The following is a 12,548-nucleotide window of genomic DNA, read 5'->3' as shown; positions in this document are numbered from 1 at the left end:
GGCGCGCTCGGCCTGGTGATGATCTGGCAGGGCACCTGCTGACCTTTTCCGTATCGATTGGAGACGTTGCATGACAGGCCGTTTCGACCTGGGAGGAAAGGTTGCGATCGTGACCGGAGGCAATGGCGGCATCGGCCTCGGCATGGCCAGGGGCCTTGCCGATTCGGGCGCAGATGTCGCGATCGTCGGCCGTAACGAAGCCAAGTCGCAGGCCGCGGTCGCCGATCTCGCCGCTCGCGGCGTCCGCGCCATCGCGGTGACGGCCGACGTCAGCAACAAGGACGACGTCGCCGCGATGGTCGCGCGCGTCACGGCCGAGCTCGGCCGGATCGACATCCTGATCAACAACGCCGGCATGAGCATCCGCAAGCCGCCGCATGTGCTCGAACTCGAGGAATGGCGCGAGGTGATCGACACCAATCTCACCAGCGCCTTCCTGTGCTCGAAGGCCGCCTACCCCGCGCTCAAGGCCAATGGCGGCGGCAAGATCATCAACATCGGCTCGATGCTGTCGATCTTCGGCGCCAGCTTCGCGCCGGCCTATGCCGCCAGCAAAGGCGGCATCGTGCAGTACACCCGCGCCTGTGCCTGCGCCTGGGCGCCCGACAACATTCAGGTCAACGCGATCCTGCCGGGCTGGATCGATACCGATCTGACGCGCGCGGCCCGCCAGCAGATCGACGGACTGCACGACCGCGTGCTGGGCAGAACGCCGGCTGCGCGCTGGGGCAACATCGACGACTTCTCGGGCATCGCCACGTTCCTGAGTTCGCCCGCCTCGGACTTCGTCACGGGCACGGCGATACCGGTCGACGGCGGCTATTCGATCATGGCGTGAACGAGCGCGTCAGCGCCGGAAGCTCTTGATTTCCGACACGCTGCCATCGCGATAGGTCAGCTCGACCGAGACGAACTGCGTCGACGGCGGCAGCTTGAGGTAGGGCGTCGCATTCGACGGGATCGCGATCGGATCCTTCATGTCGCAGCCCGGCATGTTCAGCACCTTGTCGGGCACGGCCGTATCGATGCCGATCCGCACCTCCCGGATGGCGCAGCGATACGACATCAGGTGCGTGTAGTAGACCAGCAGACCGTTGAACTCGCGGAACGACAGCCAGCTGGTCGAGGTCATGTCGAGAATCTTGCGCTGGTCGCGCACCAGCGCCGCCTCCGGCTCGAAGCGGATCGGAAACGGCCCCTGCATCTCGCCGGTCGCATCGACGTAACGCACCTGGATGGTGCCGGCCGGCGCATCCGCCGGCAGCTGGATCGAGGGATTGGGCATGCGCTTGCGCGTGCGCGGATCCAGCACGTCCATGAAGCCGGTCTCGCGGAACTCTCCCGCGTCGCCCATGCGCCAGGAAATGCCGAGCGTCGGATCGGCGATCGAGAACGTGATCGTCCAGCCGCCATTGTGGCGCGAGAACATCGCGATCGGCGCGTTCAACGACTCATTGGCCGGAGGTATCCGCGGCGGCGCCGACACCGGCGGCAGCGCTGCAAGCTTCTGCTGCGGCTCGGCGGGCTTGTCGGCCGCGGCCGGTCCCTTCGCCACGCCGTTCAGGAAGACGTCGTCCACCATCTGGTCGAAATAGACCGGGATCTGCTTGTGCCGCACGGTCTCGGCGAGTTCGCTCACGACGCGCCGCGTCCGCTGCGCCACCTGCACCAGGTTGACGCCGGGCTGGGTCAGCTCCTTGGCGAAGGTGCGCGTGAAGACCGAGTTCGGATTGGCATCGTCGTTCGAGAGCCGGTCGAGGGCGGTCTGCCGCGGGCCGGCGGAGAACACCGAGAACACGCCCTCGGGCAGCTGCGTCATCGGCGCCAGCCCGCCGCCGCCCGCGACCGCGCGCGTCCCGACGCGCTCGAACGGATTGTTGCGGCAGGCATCGAAAACCAGAATCGAGGTGCGCGCCTTCTTGTTCTGCAGCCGCTCGATGATGCGGTCGGCGAGGACCGAGGCGTCGCGCACCAGTTCCTCCTGCCCCTCGGTCGCGGCCGGCACGTCGGTCGGCAACAGGAAGTTCTGGCCGGCGATCTCGAAGCCGTGGCCCGCATAGAAGAAGAACGCGGTGTCGCCCGGCTCGACCGCATTGTCGAACGCCAGCAGCGCCTGGCTGAACTGCTGGCGATTGAGATTCTCGGCGACCATGACGCTGAAGCCGAGTTGCTTCAGCGTATCACCCATGGTGCGCGCGTCGTTGACGGCCTTCTGCAGCTTCGGAACGAAGCGATAGTCGTTGTTGCCGACCACGAGCGCGACGCGCTTTTCCGCGTAAGCCGGCGTCAACGCGGCCGCCGCGATCGCGAGCCCCGCCAGCACCAGCGTCAATATCGGTCTGCGCATGCGTCGTTCCTGTCCTGGGCCGCCCGCCTGCCCTCGCGGTCCGGCCGGCGCCGCCTTCTTGGCGTAGTCGAAATCGGCCGAGACCGGGTTCAATCGGCCGTCACCCGCCGCTTCTCCCAGCTGCGAATGAAGGGCGCAAGCGAGGTGAGCGCGAAGGCCCACAGCGACTGTGCCGGCTGGATGAAGCTCACCAGGATCGTCAAGACGGACGCGGCGATCAGCATCAGCGTCGACACCTGCCGGTCGCGCAGATGATCGCCGGGCTCGAGGTGTGGGGTGATCGCGATCATCCGCCAGCTGATCAGCGCGATGAGCAGCGTATGCCCCGCATACAGCCAGATGGCCGGCGCGAAATGCGCGAAGCGTCCGACGACGGTGGTGGTGAACGGGACGCAGGTGATCAACATCAGATACAGCAACCACCATCGCACATACTCCCGCGGCACCTCGTCTGCGCGGCTGCGCACCCGGACATTCGCGAGCCAGCGCAGTCCCAGCACGCCGAAGCTGAGCACGTAGGGAAAGAATTTCGGCCAGAGATTGACGATACCGCCGATCAGCTCCTGGCCGTCACGGGGATGGAAATCGTCGGGCAGCCGGACGTCCAGCGCCAGCAGCGTCATCGCGACCCCGAAGATGCTGTCGCTCAGAGTGTCGAGCCGCGCCTTGGAAAACATCCGATGTCCTTTCGATTTGGGCCAAAGACGGGTCTAAGTGCCTGCATTTTCGGCAAAAACATTAAGCTTTTTCGGAGCTCCATGCCTCGGCTCCATTGACTTTGGGCAATTTCACCCTATTTTCTGCTCATCGCGGCTTGGTAACGCTACTCGATTCCACAAGCACTGGCCGCGGGTCTGCGTCAGTCAGAAAACCCCCAGCTTCAAAAGCATGCCGTTTCGGGGTTGTACGCGGCCACAACATTTTACCCCCTCGATTCCTAACGGCGGCGTCGAACAGACGCCCCGTCGCCTGTTGGCGCGTGACACAGAGGCTCGATGTCCTTTTCCAATCTCGGCTTGTCCGACAAGGTGCTGGCTGCAGTGGCGGCCACCGGATACACCACACCCACTCCCATTCAGGAACAGGCGATTCCTCACGTGCTGGCACGCCGCGACGTGCTCGGCATCGCCCAGACCGGCACAGGCAAGACCGCCGCTTTCGTCCTGCCGATGCTGACCATCCTTGAGAAGGGCCGCGCCCGCGCCCGCATGCCGCGCACCCTGATCCTGGAGCCGACCCGCGAGCTCGCGGCCCAGGTCAAAGAGAACTTCGACCGTTACGGCGTCGGACAGAAGCTCAATGTCGCGCTCCTGATCGGCGGCGTCTCCTTCGGCGACCAGGACGCCAAATTGACGCGCGGCGTCGACGTCCTGATCGCCACCCCGGGCCGCCTGCTCGACCATACGGAACGGGGCGGTCTGCTGCTCACCGGCGTCGAGCTCCTGGTCATCGACGAAGCCGACCGCATGCTGGACATGGGCTTCATTCCGGACATCGAGCGCATCTGCAAGCTCGTCCCGTTCACCCGCCAGACCCTGTTCTTCACCGCGACCATGCCGCCGGAAATCCGGCGCATCACCGATGCCTTCCTGCACAATCCGCAGAAGGTCGAGGTGTCCAAGCCGGCCACGACCGCGGTCACCGTCACTCAGTTGCAGGTCCCGTCCGGCCGCGAGGCCCATCAGAAGCGCGAGGTGTTGCGGCGTCTGCTGCGCGAGGCCAAGGACCTCAAGAATGCGATCATCTTCTGCAATCGCAAGCGCGATGTCGCCATCGTTCACAAATCGCTGCAGAAGCACGGCTTCAGCGTCGGCGCCCTGCACGGCGACATGGACCAGTCGGCGCGCATGGCCGCGCTCGACCAGTTCCGCAAGGGCGAGCTGCCATTGCTCGTTGCCTCCGACGTCGCGGCGCGCGGTCTCGACATTCCCGAAGTGAGCCACGTCTTCAATTTCGACGTCCCGCATCATTCCGACGACTACGTCCATCGCATCGGCCGCACCGGCCGCGCCGGCCGCACCGGCACCGCGATCTCCATCGTCTCTCCGCCGGATCAGAAATCCGTTGCGGCAATCGAGAAGCTGATCGGGCAAAGCATTCCGACCATCGAGGGCGACTACGAGGTGCAGGAGTCCTCGCGTGATGACGAGGCGCGCGAGCGTCGTCCGCGCGACAGCTCGCGGCGCAGCCGCGGCAAGGCCCCGCGTGAGCGCGAGTCGAGAGAACGCGAGCCGCGGGAACGTGAGCCGCGCGAGCCGCGTCCGGCCGCCGCCTCTCCGCGTGCAGCACAGGGCGCCGCGCCTCGGCCCGCTCCGACTGCTCGTCATGAGCAGCCGCGCAACGAATCCCGCCGGCCGCGTCGTGATCACGACAACGAGCCGGCCGATCATTCGCATCTTCCCGCTTTTCTGCTGCGCCCCGTCCGCGCGCCGCTACCTTGAAAACTCCGGCTTCGGGCTACTCGGATGAGTCGCCCGGAGCCTCCGCTTGGTGGCAGCCGTCTGCTCGACTAGACGTAGGTTAAGTTCGGTCTCGCGCAGATCATCACGGGAGTCGCGCCACTCGTTTGGCCCGTTCTCAGCGCAGCCCATGCCCACTGCCTCCTTGCGTAGGCGGGCTCCTATGTAGCTTTCTGAACATATAGTATGACTACGTGCGTGTAAGCGATGCTTGACGCTTGCCCGTGACTTTACGGCCGTATTTACCCCCGGTTCACAAACGTCCTTTAGCTTGGCCGTCATTGTTTATTCATTGCTGTGACGGCAACGCGGGCGATTGGGGAGAACCTGTTGTGGTCAATGCGCTTGACGAACACGAACGCACGATGGCCTTCGCCGAAGTCGCGCTCAGCCAGATCAAAACGCTCCGTCACTCGGCCAATCCGCGCAACTACGAGATCTGGTACGTCTACGCGACCGGCTACAATGCGCAGCTGAACGAGATCATCAACGGAACGCTGGCGCGCAACGGCAGGCTTTCGCAGTCCGAACTCGACCAGCTCTACGAATCCTATCTCGCGCATCTCAAGACGTCGGACCGCATCGACAAGGTCGGCGCACGCGTGGTCGGCGAGATCGACGACCTCATGGAAATGCTCACCGATGCGCTCGGCCGCACCGCGAGCTACGATGCGAGCCTGGCGGGCGCCGATCGCATGCTGGCCTCTGCGACCAGCCGCGAACAGCTCGTCGACATCATCGAGGCGCTGGCGCATTCGACGAAGGAGATGCGGGAGACCAATCGCCTCCTCGAGGAGCGGCTGGCGCTGTCCAAGGATGAAATCAGCGGATTGCAGCACAGCCTGGAAGCGATCCGCGCCGAGAGCCTCACCGATCCGCTGACCGGACTCGGCAACCGCAAGTATTTCGACCGCATGATCGAGACGGCGGTGCTGACCGGGCTTGCCACCAACCAGCCGCTGTCGCTGCTGATGTTCGACATCGACCACTTCAAAACGTTCAACGACTCCTACGGCCATCTCACCGGCGACCAGGTGCTCCGCCTGGTCGGCCTGACGCTGAAGCACGCGGTCAAGGGGCAGGACATCGCCGCGCGTTACGGCGGCGAGGAGTTCGCCGTGGTGCTGCCGAACACATCGCTGCGGCAGGCGCTGACGGTGGCCGACCAGATCCGGCGCGCGGTCACCGCGAAGGAGCTGAAGAAGAAGTCGACCGGCGAGATCCTGGGCCGTGTGACCATCTCGGTCGGCGTCTCCATGCTCCGCCCCGGCGACGACACCGATGCGCTGATCGAGCGCGCCGACGCCTGCCTGTATGCCGCCAAGCATAACGGCCGCAACCGCGTGATCAGCGAAAACGATCCCGAATACGCCACCGCGACGCGGGTCCAGGTCGCCTGACGAGCAAGACCTTCGGTCGCCGCGGAGACCCGCGTCAGCGCGCCCGGTTTGCGGGCGTACGCGCAGTCTTTCGTCGCGAAGCTGCGGGCGGAGCCCGGACAGTACGACCGGTTGGGGACGCCTTGGCGGCCGTCTTCGCGCTCTTCGATGATCTGGCTGACTTGGCTGACTTGGCTGACGTTGACTTGGTTGAATTGCCCGACTTGGCCTTTGTCTTCGCCGCCCCGGGGACGCCAGCCTTCGTCTTCTGGCTCGAAGCCCCCGGGCCTCGCGCGGCTGCCCGTTTCGTCCTGGACCGCTTGCTCAGAGCTGCCCTCTGGGCTGCCGCAAACGCGTCTCTCGCCCAGATCGCAAACTCGTCGGTGTCATCGAACAGATGCGCCGGTACCTGCCAGTACGACCGGACGGTCATCGTCCGTGCCCGCGTCTCGTAGGAGAACGGCTTGGAGCCGGCGTCCTCGAACTTCGCGAAGCTCGCCTCGTCGGCCCGGAGATACAGCCCACTGCGGAGCGCCAGCGCGAAGTTGATGCCGTCAGCAGAGATGCCGAAGCCGGAGAACATCCGCCGGATGGTGACCGGACCAAAGCCGGCGAACAGATCGATCAGGAAATCGCGATCCATCGCGACGCACTCCCGCACCACAGGTCCCGCTCTTCGACCAATTTGTCGGCCGGGACCACGGCGGGTGTCAATGTCGGGAACGCAACAATGTCCGGGAGCTACCCCGGCGGACGGCGACGATCAGACCTCGGCCGACTTCAACTGCACCGACTCGCCGCAGCCGCAGGCGCTGATCTGGTTCGGATTGTTGAAGACGAACTGGGCCTGCATCTTGTCGGTCTGGTAGTCCATCTCGGTGCCGAGCAGGAACAGCACGGCCTTGGGATCGACCAGGATCTTGACGCCCTTGTCCTCCACCACCTCGTCGGTCGGCCGGACGTCATGGGCATACTCGACCGTGTAGGACTGGCCGGCACAGCCGCCATTCTTGACACCCACTCGCAGGCCGATGATCTCGGACTCGGCGCGCTGCGTCAGCTCGCGGATGCGGGCGGCCGCGGCGTCGGTCAGCCGCATCACCTGCGGACGGGGCCGCGGCTTCGGCTTGCTGGCAACTGGCGTGTTGGTCATCTCGGTCATCTGGTCAATCCCGGCGGTTGTTCAATCCCGCCCATCATTCAAACTTCGTGCCTCACCACATGTTGAGGACGAGGCGGGCCTCGTCGCTCATCCGGTCCGGCGTCCATTGCGGCTCCCAGACGATGTTGACGCTGACAACGCCGACGCCCGGAACGCTGGCGATGGCGTTCTCCACCATGGTCGGAAGCTCGCCCGCGGCCGGGCAATTCGGCGTGGTGAGCGTCATCACCACATCGACGCTGCGGTCGTCCTTGATGTCGACCTTGTAGATCAGGCCGAGCTCGTAAATGTCGGCTGGAATCTCCGGATCGAACACCGTCTTCAGCGCGGCGATGATTTCGCCGGAAAGACGCTCGGTCTCCTCCGGCGGCAGCGCCGAGTGGGTTTCGACGGACTGAGTTTTGACGTCGGCCGTGTCGGTCATGCAAACAAATCCCGCGCCTTGATCAATGCCTGTGCCAGCTGATCGACCTCTTCCCTCGTATTGTACATGCCAAACGAGGCGCGGCAGGTCGCCGTCACGTTGAATCTCTCCAAAAGCGGCATCACGCAATGCGTGCCCGCGCGCACCGCAATGCCCTGGCGGTCGATGACGGTCGCCACGTCATGGGCGTGCGCCCCCTTCATCTCGAACGAGATCACCGGGCCCTTGCCCTTGGCCGTACCGATCAGCCGCAGCGCGTTGATCTCGCGGAGCCGCTCCTGCGCGTAGGTCACGAGGTCATGCTCATGCGCGGCAATGCGCTCCTTGCCGACCGAATTGACGTAGTCGATCGCGGCTCCGAGTCCGACCGCCTCGACGATCATCGGCGTGCCCGCTTCGAAGCGGTGCGGCGGATCACCATAGGTGACGACATCGCGCGAGACCTCGCGGATCATCTCGCCGCCGCCATTGTAGGGACGCATCGCGGCCAGCAGATCGTATTTGCCGTAGAGCACGCCGATGCCCGTCGGCCCGTACAGCTTGTGGCCGGTGAAGACGTAGAAATCGCAGTCGATGTCCTGGACGTCGATAGCGAGATGCACGGCGGCCTGGCTGCCGTCCACCAGCACCGGAATGCCGCGCGCATGCGCCAGCCGAACGACCTCCTTTACCGGCACCAGCGTACCCAGCATGTTGGACATCTGGGTGATGGCGACCATCTTGGTCCGCGGCGTCAGCAGCTTCTCGAACTCGTCGATCAGGAAGTTGCCGTCGTCATCGACCGGCGCCCACTTGATCACGGCGCCCTGCCGCTCGCGCAAGAAGTGCCACGGCACGATATTGGAATGGTGCTCCATGATCGAGAGCACGATCTCGTCGCCCTCGCCGATATTCGGACCACCCCACGACGACGCGACGAGGTTGATCGCCTCGGTCGCGTTGCGGGTGAAGATGATCTCCTCGCTGCGCCTTGCATTGAGGAAGCGCGTCACCCGCTCGCGGCCGCCTTCATAGGCCTCCGTCGCGGCATTGGCGAGATAATGCAGGCCGCGATGCACGTTGGCGTATTCGCTGGTGTAGGCCTGCGTCATGCGGTCGAGCACCGCGCGCGGCTTCTGCGCCGAGGCGGCGTTGTCGAGATAGACGAGCTTCTTGCCGTAGACCTGCAGCGCCAGCGCCGGGAAATCCTCGCGGATGCGGGCGACGTCGTAGGATCCGTTGCTGACGGCCGGATGCGTGCTCATGCGCGGGACTCCAGCCAGTGCTCGGCGGCGGCGATGACGCGCTCGCGCAAGCCGTCGTCCTCGATGGCTTCGATGGCCTCGCCGACGAAGGCCTGGATCAACAGCGCCTGCGCCTGCTTCTCGGGCAGACCACGCGCGCGCAGATAGAACAGCAGGCTGTCATCGAGCGCGCCGGCGGTGGCGCCGTGGCCGCAGGATACGTCGTCAGCAAAGATCTCCAGCTCGGGTTTGCTGTCAGCCTCGGCCTCGTCTGATAGCAGCAGCGCACGGGTCATCATCTTGCCGTCGGTCTGCTGCGCGTCCTGGCGGACGATGATGCGGCCCTGGAACACCGAGTGGGCGCGATCATCGAGCACCGCGCGGAAATTCTCGCGGCTGGTGCAGCCGGGCACGGCATGGTCGACGACCAGCGTCATGTCGCCATGCTGCTTGTCACGGAGCAGATTGACGCCGTTGACGATCAGCTCGCTGGCTTCGCCCGCGAGGGTGAAGAAGGCCTGCAGCCGGCTGACCGCGCCGCCGCTGGTCATGTTGAACAGGCTGAGCTTCGACCTGGCGCCGACGGTGAACAGCTCGGACGAGACGTTCACGGCTTCGGCGGCGTCGCGCATCAGCCGGATGTGGGACAGTTGGGCCTCATCGCCGACTGAGATCACCGCAGCATCGTTCGCCTGATAGGCGGTTGCGCCTTCGGCGGCGATGCTCGTCTCGACCAGGGTCGCACGCGCGCCGTGCCCGACCCTCAGATGCGAGCGGCTGTAGCGAGCCGCTTTGCCTGCGGTCGCGACGTGAATGAGCTGCACCGGCGATGACAGCTGGGTGCCGTCAGCGACCGTCACCACGACGCCGTCGGTCGCGAGCGCCGCGTTCAGCGACAGCATCGGATCGCTGGCCTTGGTCAACAGCAGGTCGCCACGCGCCTCGTTGCCCTGCTCCTCCAGCACCGCACGCAACGTGCGCACGGTGACGCCAGACGGCAGCGCCGCGAGATCCGACAGTTCGGCGGCCACGACGCCGTCGACCAGCACCAGCTTGGCCGCGCCCTCGATCGCGACCGATGCGATCGCCGATCTGGCCCGCGCCAGCGCCGCTGCATCGGGCGCGCCCGCCAGCGGCAGCACCTCGCGCACCAGCGCGCGCAAATCGGTGTATTTCCATTCCTCGATGCGCCGGTGCGGCAGGCCCGTGCGCTCGAAGGCTGCAAAAGCCTCGCGCCGGATGTCCGCCACCTTGCCGGTGCCGGGCAGCCGGCCCTGCGCGGCAGCGAACACGCTGCTCGCCGCCGGACCGCTGTCGTTCTTCACCAAAGCTACGTTCATCACAGATCCATTCCGGCCGGCGATCAGGCCGCGTCCTCGAACTGGGCGTATCCGGACGCCTCCAGCTCGAGCGCGAGCTCCTTGCCGCCGCTCTTCACGACGCGGCCCTTCGACATCACGTGAACGACGTCGGGCACGATGTAGTTCAGCAGCCGCTGATAATGGGTGATCACGATCATCGAGCGCTCCGGAGAGCGGAGCGCGTTGACGCCGTCGGCGGCGATGCGCAGCGCATCGATGTCGAGGCCGGAATCCATCTCGTCGAGGATACAGAGCGAGGGCTGGAACAGCGCCATCTGCAGCACCTCGTTGCGCTTCTTCTCGCCGCCGGAGAAGCCGACATTCACGCCGCGCTTGAGCATGTCGCCGGGGATGTTGAGCTGTTTCGAGATCTCGCGCACCTTCTTCAGAAAGTCCGGCGTCGAATATTCCTCCTCGCCGCGTGCCTTGCGCTGCGCGTTCAGCGCGGTGCGCAGGAACGTCATGGTGGCGACGCCGGGGATCTCGACCGGATACTGAAAGGCCAGGAACACGCCCTTGGCGGCGCGCTCGTCCGGCTCCATGGCGAGCAGATCCTCGCCCTTGAACAGGATCTCGCCGCCGGTCACCTCATAGCCCGGCTTGCCGGCGATGACGTGTGACAAGGTCGACTTGCCGGAGCCGTTCGGCCCCATGATCGCATGCACCTTGCCTTCGTCGATCGTGAGCGTCAGGCCGTGGAGGATCTCGCGCTCCTCGACACGGACCTGCAGGTTCTTGATTTCGAGTAGTGCCATCGTTGTCTCTTCTGTCTGTCCCTCGTCCTCTCGGAGCGCCTCAGGCGCATCTCACAGGATCAGGGTCTACAAGGCTGATGCGTGGAGAAGGCCGCTCAGCGGCCTTCTCGGGATGCGGCTATTAGCCGACCGAACCTTCAAGGCTGATCGAGATCAGCTTCTGCGCCTCGACGGCGAACTCCATCGGCAGCTGCTGCAGCACGTCCTTGACGAAGCCGTTGACGACGAGCCCGACCGCCTCCTCCTGCGACAGACCGCGCTGGATGCAGTAGAACAGCACGTCCTCGGAGATCTTGGACGTCGTCGCCTCGTGCTCGAAGGTGGCCGAGGAGTTCTTCGCCTCGATATACGGCACCGTATGCGCGCCGCATTTGTCGCCGATCAGCAGCGAATCGCAGGCGGTGAAGTTGCGCGCGCCGGTGGCCTTGCGATGCGCCGTCACCAGGCCGCGATAGGTGTTCTGCGACTTTCCGGCCGCGATGCCCTTGGAGATGATCCGGCTCGACGTGTTCTTGCCGAGATGGATCATCTTGGTCCCCGAGTCGACCTGCTGGAAGCCGTTCGAGATCGCGATCGAGTAGAACTCGCCGCGCGAATTGTCGCCGCGCAGGATGCAGCTCGGATATTTCCAGGTGATCGCCGATCCGGTCTCGACCTGGGTCCAGGAGATCTTGGAGTTGGCGCCACGGCAGTCGCCACGCTTGGTGACGAAATTGTAGATGCCGCCCTTGCCTTCCGAATTGCCCGGATACCAGTTCTGCACCGTCGAATATTTGATCTCGGCGTCGTCCATCGCGACGAGCTCGACGACCGCCGCGTGCAGCTGGTTCTCGTCGCGCTGCGGCGCCGTGCAGCCTTCGAGATAGCTGACGTAGGCGCCCTTGTCGGCGATGATCAGCGTGCGCTCGAACTGGCCGGTGTTGCGCTCGTTGATGCGGAAATAGGTCGACAGCTCCATCGGGCAGCGCACGCCCGGCGGCACGTAGACGAACGAGCCGTCGGAGAACACCGCCGAGTTCAAAGTCGCATAGAAGTTGTCGGAGGTCGGCACCACGCTGCCGAGATACTTCTGCACCAGCTCGGGATATTCGCGGATGGCCTCGGAGATCGGCATGAAGATGACGCCGGCCTTCTTCAGCTCCTCCTTGAAGGTCGTGGCCACCGACACGGAGTCGAACACGGCGTCGACCGCGATCTTGCGCGTCTCCGGACTGCCGGCACCGGGCTTGGGCTCGACGCCCTCGAGGATGGCGACCTCGCGCAGGGGAATGCCGAGCTTCTCATAGGTCTTCAGGATCTCCGGATCGATCTCGTCGATCGAGGAGAGCTGCTTCTTCGGCTTCGGCGCGGCGTAATAATACAGATCCTGGAAGTCGATCTTCGGATAGTCGACGCGCGCCCAGGTCGGCTCCTGCATGGTCAGCCAGCGGCGATAGGC

Annotated in this window: 12 protein-coding genes; 3 read left to right on the top strand and 9 right to left on the bottom strand. The window is 65.0% G+C overall.

From position 1 onward, the window contains the following. The first annotated feature begins 70 nt into the window (after positions 1-70). Positions 71-838, top strand: a complete 768-nt coding sequence (locus BRAS3809_RS07535) for an SDR family NAD(P)-dependent oxidoreductase (RefSeq protein ID WP_008961490.1) — start codon at positions 71-73, stop codon at positions 836-838. A gap of 9 nt (positions 839-847) precedes the next feature. Here BRAS3809_RS07535 and BRAS3809_RS07530 read toward each other — a convergent pair whose 3' ends face one another. Both BRAS3809_RS07530 and BRAS3809_RS07525 read right to left on the bottom strand, forming a co-directional pair. Then, positions 848-2,347 (bottom strand): caspase family protein, encoded by a 1,500-nt coding sequence (locus tag BRAS3809_RS07530; protein ID WP_008961489.1) that lies wholly within the window; start codon positions 2,345-2,347, stop codon positions 848-850. A gap of 89 nt (positions 2,348-2,436) precedes the next feature. Continuing rightward, complete coding sequence (locus BRAS3809_RS07525; protein ID WP_008961488.1) at positions 2,437-3,024, bottom strand: TMEM175 family protein; 588 nt, start codon at positions 3,022-3,024, stop codon at positions 2,437-2,439. A gap of 318 nt (positions 3,025-3,342) precedes the next feature. On the opposite strand from BRAS3809_RS07525, the gene BRAS3809_RS07520 reads away from it, so the two are divergent. Beyond that, complete coding sequence (locus BRAS3809_RS07520; protein ID WP_008961487.1) at positions 3,343-4,788, top strand: DEAD/DEAH box helicase; 1,446 nt, start codon at positions 3,343-3,345, stop codon at positions 4,786-4,788. Between the two features lie 350 nt (positions 4,789-5,138). Beyond that, positions 5,139-6,206 carry a GGDEF domain-containing protein gene (locus tag BRAS3809_RS07515; protein WP_008961486.1) on the top strand — a complete coding sequence of 356 codons (1,068 nt, stop codon included), beginning with the start codon at positions 5,139-5,141 and terminating at the stop codon, positions 6,204-6,206. Between the two features lie 34 nt (positions 6,207-6,240). On the opposite strand, the gene BRAS3809_RS07510 is transcribed toward BRAS3809_RS07515, so the two are convergent. The 7 genes from BRAS3809_RS07510 to sufB form a co-directional block, all read right to left on the bottom strand. After that, the gene (locus tag BRAS3809_RS07510; protein WP_008961485.1) at positions 6,241-6,828 is read right to left on the bottom strand and encodes a TfoX/Sxy family protein; all 588 of its coding nucleotides are present in this window, start codon (positions 6,826-6,828) and stop codon (positions 6,241-6,243) included. Positions 6,829-6,948: 120 nt separating this feature from the next. After that, positions 6,949-7,338 carry a HesB/IscA family protein gene (locus BRAS3809_RS07505; RefSeq protein ID WP_008961484.1) on the bottom strand — a complete coding sequence of 130 codons (390 nt, stop codon included), beginning with the start codon at positions 7,336-7,338 and terminating at the stop codon, positions 6,949-6,951. 61 nt (positions 7,339-7,399) lie between these two features. Continuing rightward, a complete protein-coding gene (locus BRAS3809_RS07500; RefSeq protein ID WP_008961483.1) occupies positions 7,400-7,771 on the bottom strand; it encodes an SUF system Fe-S cluster assembly protein in 372 nt (123 codons plus the stop codon). Next, the gene (locus tag BRAS3809_RS07495) at positions 7,768-9,015 is read right to left on the bottom strand and encodes a cysteine desulfurase (RefSeq protein ID WP_008961482.1); all 1,248 of its coding nucleotides are present in this window, start codon (positions 9,013-9,015) and stop codon (positions 7,768-7,770) included. Before BRAS3809_RS07495 ends, BRAS3809_RS07500 begins: the two co-directional genes overlap by 4 nt. After that, on the bottom strand, positions 9,012-10,334 hold the full coding sequence (gene sufD / locus BRAS3809_RS07490) for a Fe-S cluster assembly protein SufD (protein ID WP_008961481.1): 1,323 nt from the start codon (positions 10,332-10,334) through the stop codon (positions 9,012-9,014). The genes BRAS3809_RS07495 and sufD overlap by 4 nt, the downstream gene beginning before the upstream one ends. Before the next feature lie 23 nt (positions 10,335-10,357). Continuing rightward, positions 10,358-11,110, bottom strand: a complete 753-nt coding sequence (sufC, locus tag BRAS3809_RS07485) for a Fe-S cluster assembly ATPase SufC (protein ID WP_008961480.1) — start codon at positions 11,108-11,110, stop codon at positions 10,358-10,360. Between the two features lie 121 nt (positions 11,111-11,231). Continuing rightward, positions 11,232-12,548, bottom strand: a 1,317-nt coding sequence (gene sufB / locus BRAS3809_RS07480) for a Fe-S cluster assembly protein SufB (RefSeq protein ID WP_035655672.1), incomplete at its 5' end; no start/stop codon positions are given.

Origin of the sequence: Bradyrhizobium sp. STM 3809, from assembly GCF_000239795.1 — a bacterium.
In the GTDB taxonomy this organism is placed as follows: Bacteria; Pseudomonadota; Alphaproteobacteria; order Rhizobiales; family Xanthobacteraceae; genus Bradyrhizobium.
The sequence above is the reverse complement of the archived record's forward strand: the minus strand, read 5'-3'. Positions and strand labels throughout refer to the sequence as shown.

What these genes read in the sequence shown, in the direction of transcription:
- BRAS3809_RS07500 (WP_008961483.1), bottom strand. Translation starts at nt 7,771, where the DNA reads ATGACCGACACGGCCGACGTCAAAACTCAGTCCGTCGAAACCCACTCG.
- BRAS3809_RS07525 (WP_008961488.1), bottom strand. Translation starts at nt 3,024, where the DNA reads ATGTTTTCCAAGGCGCGGCTCGACACTCTGAGCGACAGCATCTTCGGG.
- BRAS3809_RS07530 (WP_008961489.1), bottom strand. Translation starts at nt 2,347, where the DNA reads ATGCGCAGACCGATATTGACGCTGGTGCTGGCGGGGCTCGCGATCGCG.
- BRAS3809_RS07495 (WP_008961482.1), bottom strand. Translation starts at nt 9,015, where the DNA reads ATGAGCACGCATCCGGCCGTCAGCAACGGATCCTACGACGTCGCCCGC.
- sufC (WP_008961480.1), bottom strand. Translation starts at nt 11,110, where the DNA reads ATGGCACTACTCGAAATCAAGAACCTGCAGGTCCGTGTCGAGGAGCGC.
- BRAS3809_RS07535 (WP_008961490.1), top strand. Translation starts at nt 71, where the DNA reads ATGACAGGCCGTTTCGACCTGGGAGGAAAGGTTGCGATCGTGACCGGA.
- BRAS3809_RS07510 (WP_008961485.1), bottom strand. Translation starts at nt 6,828, where the DNA reads ATGGATCGCGATTTCCTGATCGATCTGTTCGCCGGCTTTGGTCCGGTC.
- sufD (WP_008961481.1), bottom strand. Translation starts at nt 10,334, where the DNA reads ATGAACGTAGCTTTGGTGAAGAACGACAGCGGTCCGGCGGCGAGCAGC.
- BRAS3809_RS07505 (WP_008961484.1), bottom strand. Translation starts at nt 7,338, where the DNA reads ATGACCAACACGCCAGTTGCCAGCAAGCCGAAGCCGCGGCCCCGTCCG.
- BRAS3809_RS07520 (WP_008961487.1), top strand. Translation starts at nt 3,343, where the DNA reads ATGTCCTTTTCCAATCTCGGCTTGTCCGACAAGGTGCTGGCTGCAGTG.